Consider the following 17,782-nt stretch of genomic DNA (forward strand, 5'->3'; position numbering starts at 1 on the left):
TGCGTCCCAACAGCGGACGCGGAGCGTCCGGTGAGGCATTCCCACGCGGAGCGTGGGAACGATCAGACGAGCAGGTTACGAATACCTGAGGGCGTGCGCCGGCTCAATCTTCGCCGCCCGATACGCCGGGTAAATCGTCGCCAAGAAGCTCAACACAAACCCCGCCGAGCAAATCAGCAACACATCCCCACCTTGCAGCTCCGAAGGCAGGTTGCTGACAAAGTACACATCCGAGCTGAAGATATGCTGCCCGCTCACCCGCTCCAGCCAGCCCACCAGCTCACTCACGTTCAGCGCCGCAATCACCCCCAGCACGCCGCCGATCAAGGTGCCGACCACGCCAATCACGGTGCCCTGCACCATGAAGATCGCCATAATCTGCCGAGGTGTGGCGCCGATGGTACGCAGGATGGCGATATCCGCGCCCTTGTCGTTCACCACCATGATCAAGGTGGCGATGATGTTGAACGCGGCCACGGCGACGATCATCAGCAGCAGCAGGCCGATCATGGTCTTTTCCATTTTCATCGCGCTGAACAGGCTGCCCTGGGTGTGGGTCCAGTCATCCGGCTTGTAAGCCGCGCCCAGGCTGGCGGCGATATCTGCCGAGACTTTGGGCGCTGCATACAGGTCCTTCACCGCCAGGCGCACGCTTTGCACCTGGTTGGGCTGCCAATGCTGGATTTCAGCGGCGTCGGCCATGTGGATCAGGGCCATGGAGCCATCCAGTTCGGCGCCGACCTTGAAGATGCCCACCACATTCAGGCGCTGCATGCGCGGGGTGATACCGCCCGGGGCGCTGCTGAGCTCCGGCACGATCAGGGTCAGCTTGTCGCCCACGTTCAGGCGAAAACGCCGCGCAGTGATATCACCGACCACCACACCGAACTCGCCAGGTTTGAGGTCGTCGAGTTTGCCGCGCACGATGTGCTGGGCCACGATCGACACCTTGCCTTCCTGGGCCGGGTCGACGCCACTGATCTCGATCGGCTGCATCGCGCCCTTATAGGAAAACATGCCATCCATCTGGGTGAAGGGCACAGCGGCGGTGACTTGCGGATTCTTCATCGCGGCCGCGGCCACCGGCTGCCAATCATCAATCGGCTTTACGCCGACGATGGTGGCGTGGGGCACCATGCCGAGGATGCGCGAGCTCATTTCACGCTGAAAGCCGTTCATTACCGAAAGCACCACGATCATCGCCAGTACGCCCAGGGCGAGGCCGATCATCGAGGTCATCGAGATAAACGAGACAAAACGGTTGCGGCGCTTGGCGCGGGTATAGCGCGTGCCGATAAAAATCGATAACGGTCTGAACATTCGCGGGCACCGTTGGAAAAATGAAAAAGCCCGACCTCAAAAAACCGGGCTTGCAACAGGTCAGATAGCGACCAGATGACCTTCCTGCAAATGCAGTACGCGGTCCATCTGCCGGGCCATGCTCATGTCATGGGTCACCACCAGGAACGCGGTGCGCATCTGGGTGCTCAGTTCCAGCATCAAGTCCTTGATGCCCTGAGCGGTGTGGGAGTCGAGGTTGCCGGTCGGCTCGTCGAGCATCACCAGGCCCGGGTTGTTCACCAGGGCACGAGCAATCGCCACGCGCTGGCGCTCACCACCGGACAACTCCGCTGGCTTGTGCTCCAGGCGGTGGCCGAGGCCGACGCGCTCGAGCAAGGCCGTGGCACGCTGACGCGCTTCAGGAATCGCGGTCTTGCCGATCAACAGCGGCATGCACACGTTTTCCAGGGCGGTGAATTCCGGCAGCAAGTGGTGGAACTGGTACACAAAGCCCAACGAGCGATTGCGCAGTTGGCCGCGGGCCTTTTCATTCAACGCCGACAGTTCTTCACCGGCCAGCCATACGCTGCCCTGGGACGGCGTGTCGAGGCCGCCCAGCAGGTTGAGCAAGGTACTCTTGCCGGAACCGGAACTGCCGACGATCGCCACACGTTCGCCAGGGTGCAGTTCAAGCTGCAGGTTGGACAGCACCACCACCGACTCCGGGCCTTCCTCGTAGGATTTGCCCAGGTTGCGGCAGCTCAGGATTGCTTTTTCACTCATGCCCGATTCACTCATAACGTAATGCCTGTGCTGGCTGGGTACGTGCCGCGCGCCAGGCTGGATACAGGGTGGCAAGGAAGCTCAGGACCAACGCAGCGCCGCCCACCATCAGCACGTCCTGGGTTTGCACCTGGGACGGCAAGTAATCGATGAAGTAGACGTCGGCGTTGAGAAACTTGTGGCCGATCACCTTTTCAAGCAGGGCGATGGCGGCGCTGACGTTCAGCGCGGCCAAAATGCCCACCGCCGTGCCGATCAAGGTGCCAACCACGCCGATCACGGTGCCCTGCACCATGAAGATCGCCATGATCTGCCCCGGCGTGGCGCCCAACGTACGCAGAATGGCGATGTCGCCCTTCTTGTCGTTCACCACCATCACCAGCGTGGAGATGATGTTGAAGGCCGCCACGGCGACGATCAGCAACAACAACAGGCCGATCATGGCTTTTTCCATGCGGATGGCCTGATACAGGTTGCCGTGGGTGCGGGTCCAGTCGCGAGCGTAGTACTCGGTTTCACCCAGGTGCTGGGCAATTTCCCAGGCGCCGCGCGGCGCATCGAACAGGTCGTTGAATTTCAGGCGCAGGCCCTGCACCTGGTCGGGCTGCCAGCGATGCAGGCGGGCCAGGTCGGTGAGATTGGTCAGGCCGATGTAACCGTCGATCTCGCCAGCGCCGACGTGGAAGGTGCCCACCACGGTAAAGCGCTTCATGCGCGGGAACATGCCGGCCGGGGTCACGGTGACTTCCGGGGCGACGAAGGTCAGCTTGTCGCCAACCTCTACGCCCAGCTTGGCCGCGGCCTTGTCACCGATGACGATGCCAAAGCTGCCCGGCGACAGCTCGTCGAGCTTACCTTGCAGCATGAACTTGTCGATGATCGAGACGTTGCGCTCCTGGGCCGGGTCGATGCCGTTGAGCAGGATCTTCTGCACTTTGCCGTCATTGGTCAGCAACCCCTGCATCTGGGTAAACGGTGCTACCGCCACCACCTTGGGGTTCTGCTGGACCTTGGCGGCCAGGCTTTGCCAGTCGTTGATGGGCGCATCGCCCTCGATGGTCGCGTGGGGCACCATGCCCAGCACGCGGGTACGCATCTCATGATCGAAGCCATTCATCACCGACAGCACCACGATCATCACGACCACGCCCAGGGCGAGACCGATCATCGAGGTCAAGGAAATGAACGACACAAAATGATTGCGACGCTTTGCACGGGTATAACGCGTGCCGATAAATACGAAGAGAGGTCTGAACATGTCGGGGCTTGTTCGGAGGAAAAGAAGACGTCCCGGTGGCGGGGTCTGGTCAGCAGCTTTACACTCAGACCATTACCGTTACCTGGGGTTCGCCATGTCGACATTAGATGAAGAAGAGCGCCGCGAATACTACCGTATCGACGACATGATCGCACTTCAAATCAAACCCCTGTCGGGCCCCGACGCGGCGAGCAAGGAAGTGTTGCTGGATGATTCACCGCTGTTCAATCTGCTCAGCGAGCTGCACTTGAGCGAATTCGAAGCCCAGCACCTGCTGCGCCAGATCAGCGAGAAAGACCGCAGCCTGGCGGCCTTCCTCAAAGTGCAGAACAAACGCCTGGATCTGCTCAGCCAGGTCATGGCTCGCGGTTTGCTGAACGAGGTGGGTGCGCCGCAACCGGTGATCCTCTCCGAGGGCGGCATCGACTTCCAGCACCCGACACCGCTGGCCGCCGACACTCACCTGGCGGTCAAGCTGGTGCTGATGCCCCAGGCGCTCGGCCTGTTGCTGCGCGCGCGGGTGACCCATTGCGACCCCAAGGGCGACGGCTTTGATGTGGGCACGGAGTTCGAGTCCATGACCGACGCCCAACGCCAACTGCTGGCGCGCTATATCCTGCAGAAACAGGCCCAGGAACGCCGCCTGGCGCGAGAACAAAGCGAAGACCTCTGAATGCGTATTCACGACGCCAGCCATCCTGGCGCAAAGGAGCAACTGTGACCCTGATTTACGGCCACCGCGGTGCCAAAGGCGAAGCACCGGAAAATACCCTGACCAGTTTTCAGGAATGTCTCAAACACGGCGTACGTCGTTGCGAACTGGACTTGCACCTGTCCATGGACGGCGAGTTGATGGTCATCCACGACCCGACCCTCAAGCGCACCACCGACCGGCGCGGCAAGGTCGTCGAGTACTCTGCGGCTGATCTGGTGAAAATGGACGCGCGCAAAGGCGGCCCAGGCTGGGTAAGCCCCTGCCCGATTCCACGCCTGGAGGAGTTGTTCGAACAGTGCGACTTCGATCACTGGCAACTGGAAGTCAAAAGCGCCTCGCGTACCCGTGCCGCCACCACTGTGCTGGCGATTCGCGAAATGGCTGTGCGCTTTGGCTTGATGGACAAGGTCACGGTCACGTCAAGCTCGCGGGAAGTGCTCAAGGCCGCCGTGGAACTCACCCCGGACCTGTCACGCGGGCTGGTCGCCGAATATGCCTGGCTCGACCCGCTGAAGGTCGCGCAGAACTACGGCTGTGAGTATTTGGCATTGAACTGGACGCTGTGCACCCCCGAGCGGCTGGAAAAAGCCCAGCGCCAGGGCTTGCATGTGTCCGTGTGGACAGTCAACGAACCTGCGCTGATGCGCAGGCTCGCCGACTTCGGCGTAGATAGCCTGATTACAGACTTTCCCGGTTTGGCCACTGCCACCCTCGAGAATTACTGAAATCGGTCTCCCCGGCCGGCTCAGGCCACCGGCCGGAGCCGCTCAAAAAAGCCGGTTGAGGCCGTCGTAGGCCGCTACCCGATAGGCTTCGGCCATGGTCGGGTAGTTGAAGGTGGTGTTGACGAAATACTTGAGGGTATTTTGCTCACCTGGCTGGTTCATGATCGCCTGGCCGATGTGCACGATCTCCGAGGCCTGGTAGCCGAAGCAATGCACGCCGAGTACTTCCAGGGTTTCGCGGTGGAACAGGATTTTCAGCATGCCTTGCGGCTCACCGGCAATCTGCGCACGCGCCATGCTCTTGAAGAACGCCTTGCCCACTTCGTAAGGCACCTTGGCCTTGGTCAGTTCGTGCTCGTTCTTGCCGATCGAGCTGATCTCGGGAATCGTGTAGATCCCGGTCGGCACGTCGTTCACGTAGCGCCAGCTGCCATTGTCGACAATGCTGCCAGCGGCCGAGCGGCCCTGGTCATGGGCGGCACTGGCCAGGCTTGGCCAGCCGATCACGTCACCGGCGCCGTAGATGTTCGGCACGCAGGTGCGGTAGTTCTCATCCACTTCGATCTGGCCACGGCTGTTGACCTTGACCCCGATGTTTTCCATGCCCAGCTTGTCGGTGTTGCCGGTACGGCCGTTGCACCACAGCAAGGCGTCGGCCTTGATCTTCTTGCCGGACTTGAGGTGCAGGATCACCCCATTGTCCAGGCCTTCGACCCGCTCGTACTCTTCGTTGTGGCGCACGGTGATGTTGTTGTTGCTGAAGTGGTAGCTCAACGCCTGGGAGATTTCCGAGTCGAGGAAGCTGAGCAACTGGTCGCGGTTGTCCACCAGCTCGACCAGTACACCCAGGCCACTGAAGATCGAGGCGTATTCACAGCCGATCACGCCGGCGCCGTAGATGATCAGTTTGCGCGGGGTATGGCCCAGGCTCAGGATGGTGTCGCTATCGTAGATACGCGGGTGGTGGAAATCGATATCCGCCGGGCGATACGGGCGCGAACCGGTGGCGATGATGATGTGCTTGGCCACCAGTTTCTCGACCACGCCATTGGCGCAGACCACTTCGACGGTTTGCTCATCGGCAAAACTGCCGGTGCCGAAGAACAGGTCGACGCGGTTACGGGCGTAGTAGCCGGTACGCGAGGCGACTTGCTTGGAGATGACTTTTTCAGCGCTTTTCAGTACGTCCGGGAACGAGAACCAGCGCGGCTCACCAATGGCCCGGAACATCGGGTTGGTATTGAACTGCATGATCTGCCGTACCGAGTGACGCAACGCCTTGGACGGGATGGTACCCAGGTGGGTGCAGTTACCGCCGACCTGGCGACGGCTATCAACCATCGCCACCTTGCGCCCTGCTTTGGCAGCGTTCATCGCCGCACCTTCTCCAGCTGGGCCGGAACCCAGTACCACCACGTCGTAGTTGTAGACAGCCATGCGTACTCCTCAGAACAGGCCAGGCGTACGATTGGACGCCGGGCTAAATCATGCCGCGGCCAGCGAGCATGAAGGACAATTTGGCTCAAGTGTGTGAACCGGGGCACAGTCTATAGAAGGCCGAGCGCCGCGAACATTAACCCTTGGTCGCGTCGTAGGCCAGTGTTGCCATACTACAGGACGCACATCAGCGCCGAATTCAGGATGAGCCATTATGCGACAACTATTTTTCTGTTTGATGCTGATGGTGTCGCTCACGGCGCACGCCAACGACGCACAGCGGCTCAAGCAGGCAAGCTTCCCCGCACAGGTCGAGGGGCTGGCCCTGAAAAACCAGGCGGTGTTCAACTATCTCTGGGCGGAGGTGTATGCCGCCGCGCTGTATGCACCCGCTGACCTGCCGGCAAAGCAGGCCTGGGACCAGCAGAAGGCGGTGCGCCTGGCGCTGTACTACTTTCGCGACATTGACCGCGATGATGTGATCAAGGCGGCCACCGTCACCCTGGAACGCCAGCAGGCCAATGCCGGGTTGAACCCGGAGGTAGCCAAGCTGCACGCGCGCTTTCGGGATATTCGCAGCGGCGATCGCTATGCCCTGGATTTTCGTCCGGGGCGCGGGTTGAATCTGGAGATTAATGGGCAGGTGGTGTTCAGCAGCCCGGACGCTGAATTAGCGAAGGCCTACCTGGGTATCTGGCTGGCGCCCAAAGGGCTGTCGGACAGTTTGCGCAACACGCTATTCAAGTGATGGCGGCGTGGACGGTTCCATCGTCATCGCAGGCAAGCCAGCTCCCACAGGTAAATGCAGTTCAACTGTGGGAGCTGGCTTGCCTGCGATAAGGCCCTCCCAGACACCACAAAACCCACGGCCATAAAAAAGCCCCGAACCAGTCGGGGCTTCTTCATTCAGCGCAAAGGCTTAGCGCGGAAACGCAGGCGGGTTGACCCCAGCCATGTCTTCCATCACGCGAACCACCTGGCAGCTGTAGCCGAACTCGTTGTCGTACCACACGTACAGCACAACACGGTTGTCCTGGGTGATGGTCGCTTCCGCGTCCACCACACCAGCATGGCGCGAGCCAACGAAGTCGGTGGAGACCACTTCCTGGGAATTGACGAAGTCGATCTGCTTATGCAGGTCGGAGTGCAGCGCCATGTAGCGCAGGTACTCGTTCATCTCTTCGCGGGTGGCGGCTTTCTCAAGGTTGAGGTTGAGAATGGCCATCGACACGTTCGGCGTCGGTACACGGATCGCGTTACCGGTCAGCTTGCCGGCCAGTTCAGGCAGGGCCTTGGCAGCGGCAGTGGCAGCACCGGTCTCGGTGATCACCATGTTCAACGCGGCGCTACGGCCACGGCGATCGCCTTTGTGGAAGTTGTCGATCAGGTTCTGGTCGTTGGTGTACGAGTGAACGGTTTCAACGTGGCCGTTAACGATGCCGAACTTGTCATTCACAGCCTTGAGCACCGGCACGATGGCGTTGGTGGTGCAGGAAGCGGCGGACACGATCTTGTCGTCAGCGGTGATTTCAGCGTGGTTGATGCCGTGCACGATGTTCTTGAGCTTGCCCTTGCCAGGCGCGGTCAGCACAACGCGGTCGACACCCGGGCAAGCCAGGTGCTGGCCCAGGCCCTCGGCATCACGCCATACGCCGGTGTTGTCCACCAGCAGGGCGTTCTGGATGCCGTACTGGGTGTAATCCACCTCGGTCGGGTTCTTCGCGTAGATCACCTGGATCAGGTTACCGTTGGCGGTGATGGTGTTGTTTTCTTCGTCAATGGTGATGGTGCCATTGAACGAGCCGTGTACCGAGTCGCGACGCAGCAGGCTGGCGCGCTTGGTCAGGTCGTTCTCGGCACCTTTGCGCACCACGATGGCACGCAGGCGCAGGCCGTCGCCACCACCGGTTTTCTCGATCAGGATGCGCGCCAGCAGGCGGCCGATACGGCCAAAGCCGTACAACACCACATCGGTGCCTTTGCGGGCGGCAGCGTTTTGCTGGCCAACCACATCGGCCATTTCTTCACGTACGAACTGCTCGGCAGTGCGGCCGGCACCTTCTTTACGGAATTTGTAGGCCAACTTGCCCAGGTCTACCGAAGCCGCGCCGAGCTTGAGCTCGCTCATGGCTTTGAGCAGTGGGAATGTTTCGTGGACGGAGAGTTCGCTGTCGTCGGCGGAGCGATGGCGCGCAAAGCGATGGGCTTTGAGAATCGCGATGACAGACTGGTTGATCAGGCTGCGGCCATAGATCGAGCTCACCACATTGTTATTGCGGTACAGCTGACCGATAAGCGGAATCATCGCTTCAGCGAGTGCTTCACGGTCGATCCATTCACCAAGACACTGGTCGGGCTTCTGAGTCACGGGAACCTTCCACATGTAGGGGCAGAAAAAAGGGGCTACATTATGTCGTCCGACTGAGCGTTGAGCAATGCGCGAAGGGCAACAAAAAGCCCTTGCAAAAAAATACCACCGCGCTACAGCCCAGGAAACACGCGGGTTCCAGAAGGCCACTAGTTTGGCGAGCAGGCCGACTTGTCCGTAACTCTCCTAAACATTCGCGCTTTTTGGCACTACATATTGAGTCAAAACCCGCCATTGTTTGTCTTAGCCACTACATTTCCTGCAAACCGTAATAGGCACAGTCAGCAACTGACAGGCGGCACCTGGGGCCGTTACAATTACCGACTTTGTCGCAACGCTTGGAGCTCAACCTTCCGTGCCCGTTCTGCGTCTACCGTTACTCCCTGCCGCGGCAGGTAAACAGCACTGGGGCAACCTGCCCGGTGCCGCCCTGAGCCTGGCCATAGCCGAGGCTGCCAGCGCAGCCAAGCGCTTTACCCTGCTGCTCACCGCCGACAGCCAAAGTGCCGAACGGTTGGAGCAGGAGCTGAGCTTCTTCGCCCCGGATTTGCCGGTGCTGCATTTTCCCGACTGGGAAACCCTGCCCTACGACCTGTTCTCGCCGCACCAGGACATCATCTCCCAGCGCATCGCCAGCCTGTACCGCTTGCCCGAACTGGCCCACGGCGTGCTGGTGGTGCCGATCACCACCGCCCTGCACCGCCTGGCACCGACCAAGTTCCTGCTCGGCAGCAGCCTGGTGCTGGACGTGGGCCAGAAGCTCGACGTCGAGCAGATGCGCACGCGCCTGGAAGCCAGCGGCTACCGCTGCGTCGACACGGTGTACGAGCACGGTGAGTTCGCGGTGCGCGGCGCTTTGATCGACCTGTTCCCGATGGGCAGCAAGTTGCCGTACCGCATCGACCTGTTCGATGACGAGATCGAGACGCTGCGCACCTTCGACCCGGAGAACCAGCGTTCCATCGACAAGGTCGACTCGATCAAGCTGCTGCCGGCGCGGGAATTCCCGTTGCAAAAAGACGCGGTAACACGCTTCAAGGCGCGCTTTCGTGAGCGCTTCGATGTGGACTTCCGTCGCTGCCCGATCTTCCAGGACTTGAGCAGCGGGATTACACCTGCCGGTATCGAGTACTACCTGCCGTTGTTCTTCGACGAAACCTCCACCCTCTTCGACTACCTGCCGCAGGACACCCAGGTGTTCTCCCTGCCGGGTATCGAACAGGCGGCGGAAAACTTCTGGAACGATGTGCGCAACCGCTACGAAGAACGCCGCGTCGATCCATCACGGCCTTTACTGCCGCCCGCTGAACTGTTCCTGCCAGTTGAAGACTGCTTCGCGCGCCTGAAAAACTGGCCGCGTGTGGTCGCCAGCCAGCAGGACGTGGACGCCGGCAGCGGCCGCGAGCGTTTCCCGGCGAGCGCGTTGCCCGATCTGGCGATCCAGGCCAAAGCCACGCAACCGCTGGAGGCGCTGTCTAACTTCCTCGGTGACTTCCCGGGCCGCGTGCTGTTTACCGCCGAATCCGCCGGGCGTCGCGAAGTGCTGCTGGAGCTGTTGGAACGCCTGAAGCTGCGGCCAAAAACCGTCGACAGCTGGCCGGATTTTGTCGCCAGCAAAGAACGCCTGGCAATCACCATCGCGCCGCTGGACGAAGGGCTGCAGCTGGATGACCCGGCGCTGGCCTTGATCGCCGAAAGCCCGCTGTTCGGCCAGCGCGTGATGCAACGCCGTCGCCGGGAAAAACGCGCAGACGCCAACAATGACGCTGTCATCAAGAACCTCACTGAGCTGCGCGAAGGCGCGCCGGTGGTGCATATCGACCATGGCGTGGGCCGCTACCTGGGTCTGCAGACCCTGGAGATCGACAACCAGGCCGCCGAATTCCTCACCATGGAATACGCCGAGGGCGCCAAGCTCTACGTGCCGGTGGCCAACCTGCACCTGATCGCCCGCTACACCGGCAGCGACGACGCCTTGGCGCCGTTGCACCGCCTGGGCTCCGAGACCTGGCAGAAAGCCAAGCGCAAGGCCGCCGAACAGGTGCGCGACGTGGCCGCCGAACTGCTCGACATCTATGCCCGCCGTGCTGCCCGCGAAGGTTATGCCTTCGCTGACCCCAAAGCCGATTACGCCACCTTCAGTGCGGGCTTCGCCTTCGAAGAAACCCCGGACCAGCAAACCACCATCGAAGCGGTGCGCGCCGACATGCTCGCGCCCAAGCCGATGGACCGCCTGGTGTGTGGCGACGTGGGCTTCGGCAAGACCGAAGTGGCCATGCGTGCAGCCTTTATTGCGGTACACGGCGGTCGCCAGGTGGCGATCCTGGTGCCAACCACCCTGCTTGCCCAGCAGCACTACAACAGCTTCCGCGACCGCTTTGCCGACTGGCCGGTGACCGTGGAGGTAATGAGCCGCTTCAAGTCCGCCAAGGAAGTGAATGCCGCCGTCGCCGATCTGGCCGAGGGCAAAATCGACATCGTCATCGGTACTCATAAGCTGCTGTCGGACGATGTGAAGATCAAGAACCTGGGCCTGGTGATCATCGACGAAGAACACCGCTTTGGTGTGCGCCAGAAAGAACAGCTCAAGGCCCTGCGCAGTGAAGTCGATATCCTCACCCTCACCGCCACGCCAATTCCGCGCACGCTGAACATGGCGGTGTCGGGCATGCGCGACCTGTCGATCATCGCCACGCCACCGGCGCGTCGCCTGTCGGTGCGCACCTTCGTGATGGAGCAGAACAAGAGCACGGTCAAGGAAGCCCTGCTGCGCGAACTGCTGCGCGGCGGCCAGGTGTATTACCTGCACAACGATGTGAAAACCATCGAGAAATGCGCCGCCGACCTCGCCGAACTGGTACCTGAGGCCCGTATCGCCATTGGCCACGGGCAGATGCGCGAGCGCGAACTCGAACAGGTGATGAGCGACTTTTACCACAAGCGCTTCAACGTACTGATCGCCTCGACCATCATCGAGACCGGCATCGACGTGCCGAGCGCCAACACCATCATCATCGAGCGTGCCGACAAGTTCGGCCTGGCGCAGCTGCACCAATTGCGCGGTCGCGTCGGGCGCAGTCACCACCAGGCCTATGCCTACCTGCTCACACCGCCGCGCCAGCAGATCACTTCCGATGCGGAAAAACGCCTGGAAGCGATCGCCAATACCCAGGACCTCGGGGCCGGCTTTGTATTGGCCACCAATGACCTGGAAATCCGGGGTGCCGGTGAATTGCTCGGCGACGGCCAGAGCGGGCAGATCCAGGCGGTGGGTTTCACGCTGTATATGGAGATGCTCGAACGCGCGGTAAAAGCCATCCGCAAAGGCGAACAACCTAACCTCGACCAACCCTTGGGCGGCGGCCCGGAGATCAACCTGCGCTTGCCGGCGTTGATTCCCGAAGACTACCTGCCGGATGTGCATGCACGGTTGATCCTGTACAAGCGCATTGCCTCGGCGGCCGACGAAGAAGGCCTCAAGGACTTGCAGGTAGAGATGATCGACCGTTTCGGCCTACTGCCGGAACCGACCAAGAACCTGGTGCGCCTGACCCTGCTCAAGTTGCAGGCCGAGCAGTTGGGCATCAAGAAAGTCGACGCCGGGCCGCAAGGCGGGCGTATCGAATTCGAAGCGCAGACGCCGGTCGACCCGTTGGTGCTGATCAAGCTGATCCAGGGCCAGCCCAACCGCTACAAGTTCGAAGGGGCTACGCTGTTCAAGTTCATGGTGCCGATGGAACGTGCCGAAGAACGCTTCAACACCTTGGAGGCGCTGTTTGAACGCCTTATTCCGAAATCCGTTTAAGGACGCCCCCATGCGCGTGTTCCGCATTTTGAGCCTGTTGTTGGTGGTACTCGCACCTTCGGCCTTTGCCGACAGCCTGTATCAGGTGGAAATGATCCTGGTGCGCCAGAATGCAGAACCGGTGATCAACAGCCGCGCCGCCCCGGAAAACTGGGATGCGGGCGCGCCGCGCCTGGGTGAGCGGATGAGCCCGCCGCGCCTGGGCAATATCGTCGACAAGCTGCGCGCCGACGCCAACTACACGGTACTGGCCCACAAGGCCTGGGAACAGAACCTGGGCGAGCAACCGGTGAAGGTGGCGATCACCGACGGCCAGGAGCAATTCGGCCAGTTCCCTATCGAAGGGGTGTTGAGCCTGCAACTGGGGCGCTTTACCGATATCGACGCGGACTTCTGGATCAACCAGTTCGACGGCAACGGCAGCGTGATCGCCAGCGAACACTTGAGCCAGAAAGACGTGCGCACCAAGAACAACCAGCTCAACTACCTGGACGGCGGCCACCTGGCGCTGCTGATCAAGATCACCTCGCTGACCGCCAAGCCACCCAGCGCACCACCGCCCGACCTTCAGGACTGATTGCGCGCCATGCCCCTGACGTCGTCGTTGACCAAACCCCTGGCCCCTTCGTGGGCCAATCGCTTCAAAGAGCAAAGCCTCGAGCGCGGGCGACGCTACGCCCTGGAGAACCGCGTGCGCATCGTCGAGTGCGGCGACAGCACCATCACCGCCAGTTGCGAAGGCTCGGGCGGTAATGTTTACCGCCAGACCATCTCACTGCGCGAATCGGCCAAGGGCCTGCTGATCCTGGTGGACAGCCGCTGCACGTGCCCGGTGCACACCAACTGCAAACACATCGCGGCGGTGCTGCTCAAGGTCCAGGAAACCCTGGCCTACCCGGCAGCGGCTCAGGATGCGCAGCTGCTGGAGAAGCTCCAGGCGGTGCTCGATAACCGCGTGGTCCTGCCGCAAGTGGTGATGGACGACGTGCAGCCGGTGCCACGCCTGTGGCTGGCCAGCGTGGAGTTCAGCGCGTTCGAACCGCGCAACGGCAAGATGCAGCGCTATATCCAGCACCGTGCGGCGCTGTCGTTCAACTACCTGGGCAACTATGTCAGCGGGCAAAAAAATGCCGACATCATTGTGCGCCAGGAGACGCAGAGCCTGCGGATCAAGCGCCAACCCGAGCAAGAGCAGGCCTATCGCGAACACCTGCGCCTGCTTGGCTTCAAGATCGCCACGCGCCAGAGCAAGGCCCTGCCGGAAAGCGCCGGCGAGTTGTTCGAGATGGTCAATGACAGTGCCTGGCTGAACTTCACCCTCAATGTGTCGCCCACTTTGCGTGCCGAGGGCTGGGAGCTGCAGATCGATGAAGACTTCGGCTTTGACCTCAGCCCCGTCGATGACTGGTATGCCACGGTCGATGAAGGGCCGGAACGCGATTGGTTCGACCTGGAGCTGGGCATCATCGTCAACGGCGAACGCTTGAGCCTGCTGCCGATCCTGCTGAACCTGATGCGCTCTCATACCGAGATCCTCAACCCGGAGAAACTCGCGCGGCGCCGCGATGAAGAGCTGATCCTGGTGAACATCCCCGGCCTGCCCAACGGCCACGGCCCGCTGCAAGTGGCGCTGCCCTACGGCCGCTTGAAGCCGGTACTGGCGACCCTCGGCGAGTTCTACCTGCAGGAAGCCGGCACCACCGCGCTGCGCTTGGCCAAGGCCGACGCCATACGCCTCAACCCGCTGGAAGACCTGCCTCTGCAATGGGAAGGCGGCGAGAAGATCCGCAACTTCGCCCAGCGTCTGCGCGATATCAAGGATTTCACCTGCGTGGCGCCCGAAGGTCTGAATGCGACCTTGCGCCCCTACCAGCTGGAAGGTCTGAGCTGGATGCAGTCGCTGCGCCAACTCGAGGTGGGCGGGATACTCGCGGATGACATGGGCCTGGGCAAAACCTTGCAGACCCTGGCGCACATCCTTACCGAAAAAAACGCAGGGCGCCTTGATCGGCCGTGCATGGTCGTGATGCCTACCAGCCTGATCCCGAACTGGCTGGATGAAGCCGCGCACTTCACCCCGCAACTGAGAGTGCAGGCACTTTATGGCGCAGGACGTAAGAAACATTTCGCCAACCTGAATGACTACGACCTGTTGCTGACCACCTACGCCCTGCTGCCCAAGGACATTGAACAGCTCGCCGCCCTGCCCTTGCACGTCTTGATCCTGGATGAAGCGCAGTACATCAAGAACCCGTCCAGCAAGGCGGCCCAGGCCGCACGCGAGCTGAATGCCCGCCAGCGCCTGTGCCTGAGCGGCACGCCTTTGGAAAACCACTTGGGCGAACTGTGGTCGCTGTTCCACTTCCTGTTGCCGGGTTGGCTGGGCGACGTGAAGAGCTTCAACCGTGATTACCGCGTGCCGATTGAAAAACGTGCCAGCGAGGTGCGATTGCAGCACCTCAACGGTCGGATCAAACCCTTCCTGCTACGCCGCACCAAGGAACAAGTGGCAACCGAACTGCCACCCAAGACCGAAATCATCCACTGGGTCGACCTCAACGAGGCCCAGCGCGACGTGTACGAAACCATGCGCCTGGCCATGGATAAAAAGGTCCGCGACGAGATCACCCGCAAGGGCGTGGCTCGCAGCCAGATCATCATTCTTGAAGCCCTGCTCAAACTGCGCCAGGTATGCTGCGACCTGCGCCTTGTCAACGACGCCACCCTGCCCGCCCGTGGCAGCAGCTCGGGCAAGCTCGACAGCCTGATGGACATGCTCGACGAGCTGTTTGCCGAAGGCCGCCGGATCCTGCTGTTCTCGCAGTTCACCTCGATGCTGAGCCTGATCGAGGCCGAACTGAAAAAGCGCGGCATTGCCTACGCCCTGCTGACTGGCCAGACGCGGGATCGACGTACACCGGTGAAGGATTTCCAGAGCGGTAAGTTGCAGATTTTTTTAATCAGCCTGAAGGCCGGCGGCGTCGGCTTGAACCTGACCGAAGCCGATACGGTTATCCACTATGACCCCTGGTGGAACCCGGCCACGGAAAACCAGGCCACCGACCGTGCGTACCGCATCGGGCAGGAAAAGCCGGTGTTCGTGTACAAGATGATTGCCCGGGGCACGGTGGAGGAGAAAATCCAGCATTTGCAGAAGGAGAAGTCCGATCTGGCTGCGGGCGTGCTGGATGGGCGAACGACGGGGGATTGGCAGTTGGGCAATGACGAGATTGAAGCGTTGTTTGCGCCGTTGCCCAACAAGCAAGAGAAGCGCTGACTGTTAGGCCGCCTTCGCGAGCAAGCCAGCTCCCACACCTGAATGTATTCACAAATCAAAATGTGGGAGCTGGCTTGCCTGCGATGGCCGCGCTTCGGTTTTCAGTCGATCAACTGCGCATCACGCAACGCAGTAAGCGCTGTCAGCCAACGCGGATCCTGTTTGTAATCAGTCGACGCAACCGCCTGCCCACGCATACGCGCAATCCGCGCCGATGGCGTGACCTTCATCCGCTGTGCTGCACTGAGCGCCAGCTCGGCCGCCGCACGGTCATTGCACACCAAGCCCATGTCACAACCAGCGGTCAGCGCCGCTTCGATCCGACTGGCCGCATCGCCGACCACATGGGCGCCGGCCATGGACAGGTCATCGCTGAAGATCACCCCGTCAAACTGCAACTCACCGCGCAGGATGTCCTGCAACCAGCGACGCGAAAAACCAGCAGGCTGGGCATCGACCTGCGGGTAGATGACGTGCGCCGGCATCACGGCGGCTAATTGCTTGCTCAGGCGTGCGAAAGGCACCAGGTCGTTGGCGCGAATCTGCTCCAGGCTGCGCTCGTCATTGGGAATGGCGACGTGGGAATCGGCCTCGGCCCAACCATGGCCAGGGAAGTGCTTGCCGGTGGCGGCCATGCCGGCGCTGTTCATGCCACGGATAAATGCGCCCGCGAGCACGGCAGCGCGCTCGGGGTCGCCTTCGAAAGCACGGGTACCGACCACGGCGCTGCGTTGGTAGTCGAGGTCCAGCACGGGGGCAAAACTCAGGTCCAGGCCCACCGCCAGCACCTCGGTGGCCATGATCCAGCCGCACTGCTCAGCCAGGTATTCAGCGTTGGGGTTATCCGCCAGCGCACGCATGGCCGGCAGGCGCACGAAGCCTTGGCGCAGACGCTGTACGCGGCCGCCTTCCTGATCCACAGCCAGCAGCAGGTCCGGGCGCACTGCGCGAATGGCTGCGCTCAACTCGCGAACCTGACGCGGGTGCTCGATATTGCGCGCAAAAATGATCAGGCCGCCCACTTCCGGTTGGCGCAACAGATGACGATCCTCGGCCGTGAGCCAGGTACCGGCGACGTCGACCATCAAAGAACCTTGCAGGGCAGCAGTCATAAACCTTCCTTAAATAACGCACACAACCCGTGGTCCCTGCCAGGCAGGGCAAGGACGACGGGTTGTGAATAAATAGCTGAAATCGGCATGGCGGCTAGCTTAGCGGATGCAAGCGACCGCGCCCACCCGCAGCGATCAAACCTTGGCGGCGACCGGTACGGTTTTACTGCGCGGGCGCAACTGGGCGGTGGCCATGGCCGGGTCGGTGACGCCGGTTTCGGCGCGCATGCCAGCGGCAAGGAACGGCACCATCAGGCGCATGACTTGCTCGATGGACGTGTTCACACCGAAATCGGTCTCGGCAATTGCCCGCAACGCCTTGATACCCGACATGCTGAAAGCTGCGGCACCGAGCATGAAATGCACACGCCAGAACAGTTCGATAGGCGGAATACGCGGCGCCGCTTCGTTGACCAGCAGCATATAGCGGCGGAACACCTTGCCGTACATGTCTTCCAGATAACGGCGCAAGTGGCCCTGGCTCTGGCTGAACGCCAGGCCAAGCAGGCGCATGAAGATCGATAAATCGTTGCCGCTACGGGGCTGCACGACCAACGCTTGCTCCACGAGGATTTCCAGCAGCTCTTCCAGGCTGGGCTTGTGATCGGCCTTGGCCTGGCGGCGTTCCAGCTCACGGTCGAGGCTTGCGCAGAACGGGCCCAGAAAGCGTGAGAACACCGCCTGGATCAGAGCCTTTTTCGAGCCGAAGTGGTAATTCACGGCGGCCAGGTTGACCCCAGCCTTGCTGGTGATCAGACGCAATGAAGTTTCAGCAAATCCTTTTTCCGCGAACAATTGCTCGGCAGCATCGAGAATGCGTTCAACGGTTTCCGACTGGGCCATGGCTACTCCGCCTGACAAACACTTGTTTGAAACATACGTTTCAGAGTGTGTCTTGTCAAGCCTGCGGGTCCGCTTTGCGGCTGGTCGGTCATCTGTTTCACCGCTATTTAATCATATCCTCGCAGCTCTGTAGGCAGCGCCGCTTCTGCTCTGTAGGACGGCTGACGGATGACCGTCC

General features: G+C 61.2%; 13 protein-coding genes. 6 read left to right on the forward strand and 7 right to left on the reverse strand.

Annotation, left to right across the window (positions count from 1 at the left end; genetic code table 11):
• Positions 1 to 75: 75 nt before the first annotated feature.
• Genes HU730_RS04945 through HU730_RS04955 form a run of 3 tightly spaced genes read right to left on the reverse strand, consistent with a single transcriptional unit; the run spans position 76 to position 3,322 of the window.
• Positions 76 to 1,320 carry a lipoprotein-releasing ABC transporter permease subunit gene (locus tag HU730_RS04945; RefSeq protein WP_014717521.1) on the reverse strand — a complete coding sequence of 415 codons (1,245 nt, stop codon included), beginning with the start codon at positions 1,318 to 1,320 and terminating at the stop codon, positions 76 to 78.
• Positions 1,321 to 1,380: 60 nt separating this feature from the next.
• Complete coding sequence (gene lolD, locus HU730_RS04950; RefSeq protein WP_019818240.1) at positions 1,381 to 2,064, reverse strand: lipoprotein-releasing ABC transporter ATP-binding protein LolD; 684 nt, start codon at positions 2,062 to 2,064, stop codon at positions 1,381 to 1,383.
• A gap of 7 nt (positions 2,065 to 2,071) precedes the next feature.
• The gene (locus tag HU730_RS04955; protein ID WP_054899068.1) at positions 2,072 to 3,322 is read right to left on the reverse strand and encodes a lipoprotein-releasing ABC transporter permease subunit; all 1,251 of its coding nucleotides are present in this window, start codon (positions 3,320 to 3,322) and stop codon (positions 2,072 to 2,074) included.
• Between the two features lie 94 nt (positions 3,323 to 3,416).
• Here HU730_RS04955 and HU730_RS04960 point away from each other — a divergent pair, with 94 nt between their 5' ends.
• Both HU730_RS04960 and HU730_RS04965 read left to right on the forward strand, forming a co-directional pair.
• The gene (locus tag HU730_RS04960; protein ID WP_054899069.1) at positions 3,417 to 3,995 is read left to right on the forward strand and encodes a PilZ domain-containing protein; all 579 of its coding nucleotides are present in this window, start codon (positions 3,417 to 3,419) and stop codon (positions 3,993 to 3,995) included.
• Positions 3,996 to 4,039: 44 nt separating this feature from the next.
• Positions 4,040 to 4,762 carry a glycerophosphodiester phosphodiesterase family protein gene (locus tag HU730_RS04965; RefSeq protein WP_014717518.1) on the forward strand — a complete coding sequence of 241 codons (723 nt, stop codon included), beginning with the start codon at positions 4,040 to 4,042 and terminating at the stop codon, positions 4,760 to 4,762.
• Positions 4,763 to 4,804: 42 nt separating this feature from the next.
• Here the strand turns inward: HU730_RS04965 and sthA are convergent, their stop codons facing one another.
• Positions 4,805 to 6,199, reverse strand: coding sequence for a Si-specific NAD(P)(+) transhydrogenase (gene sthA / locus HU730_RS04970; RefSeq protein ID WP_003189670.1), 1,395 nt, complete (start codon positions 6,197 to 6,199; stop codon positions 4,805 to 4,807).
• Between the two features lie 214 nt (positions 6,200 to 6,413).
• On the opposite strand from sthA, the gene HU730_RS04975 reads away from it, so the two are divergent.
• The gene (locus tag HU730_RS04975) at positions 6,414 to 6,947 is read left to right on the forward strand and encodes a chalcone isomerase family protein (protein WP_186526618.1); all 534 of its coding nucleotides are present in this window, start codon (positions 6,414 to 6,416) and stop codon (positions 6,945 to 6,947) included.
• A gap of 171 nt (positions 6,948 to 7,118) precedes the next feature.
• On the opposite strand, the gene HU730_RS04980 is transcribed toward HU730_RS04975, so the two are convergent.
• Positions 7,119 to 8,582 (reverse strand): glyceraldehyde-3-phosphate dehydrogenase, encoded by a 1,464-nt coding sequence (locus tag HU730_RS04980; RefSeq protein WP_032873405.1) that lies wholly within the window; start codon positions 8,580 to 8,582, stop codon positions 7,119 to 7,121.
• Positions 8,583 to 8,922: 340 nt separating this feature from the next.
• Here HU730_RS04980 and mfd point away from each other — a divergent pair, with 340 nt between their 5' ends.
• Genes mfd through HU730_RS04995 form a run of 3 tightly spaced genes read left to right on the forward strand, consistent with a single transcriptional unit; the run spans position 8,923 to position 15,649 of the window.
• Positions 8,923 to 12,372: a transcription-repair coupling factor gene (mfd, locus tag HU730_RS04985; protein ID WP_057975694.1), complete on the forward strand. Its 3,450-nt coding sequence runs from the start codon at positions 8,923 to 8,925 to the stop codon at positions 12,370 to 12,372.
• Positions 12,373 to 12,382: 10 nt separating this feature from the next.
• Complete coding sequence (locus HU730_RS04990; RefSeq protein ID WP_078802725.1) at positions 12,383 to 12,949, forward strand: CsiV family protein; 567 nt, start codon at positions 12,383 to 12,385, stop codon at positions 12,947 to 12,949.
• Between the two features lie 9 nt (positions 12,950 to 12,958).
• Positions 12,959 to 15,649, forward strand: coding sequence for a DEAD/DEAH box helicase (locus tag HU730_RS04995; protein WP_034126648.1), 2,691 nt, complete (start codon positions 12,959 to 12,961; stop codon positions 15,647 to 15,649).
• 101 nt (positions 15,650 to 15,750) lie between these two features.
• Here the strand turns inward: HU730_RS04995 and nagZ are convergent, their stop codons facing one another.
• Both nagZ and HU730_RS05005 read right to left on the reverse strand, forming a co-directional pair.
• Entirely contained in the window at positions 15,751 to 16,761 is a 1,011-nt protein-coding gene (nagZ, locus tag HU730_RS05000; RefSeq protein ID WP_019818244.1) for a beta-N-acetylhexosaminidase, read from the reverse strand.
• A gap of 135 nt (positions 16,762 to 16,896) precedes the next feature.
• Positions 16,897 to 17,604: a TetR/AcrR family transcriptional regulator gene (locus HU730_RS05005; RefSeq protein ID WP_034126647.1), complete on the reverse strand. Its 708-nt coding sequence runs from the start codon at positions 17,602 to 17,604 to the stop codon at positions 16,897 to 16,899.
• Between the last annotated feature and the right edge of the window lie 178 nt (positions 17,605 to 17,782).

Source organism: Pseudomonas sp. SWRI22, assembly GCF_014268395.2.
GTDB classification, from domain to species: Bacteria; Pseudomonadota; Gammaproteobacteria; order Pseudomonadales; family Pseudomonadaceae; genus Aquipseudomonas; species Aquipseudomonas paracarnis.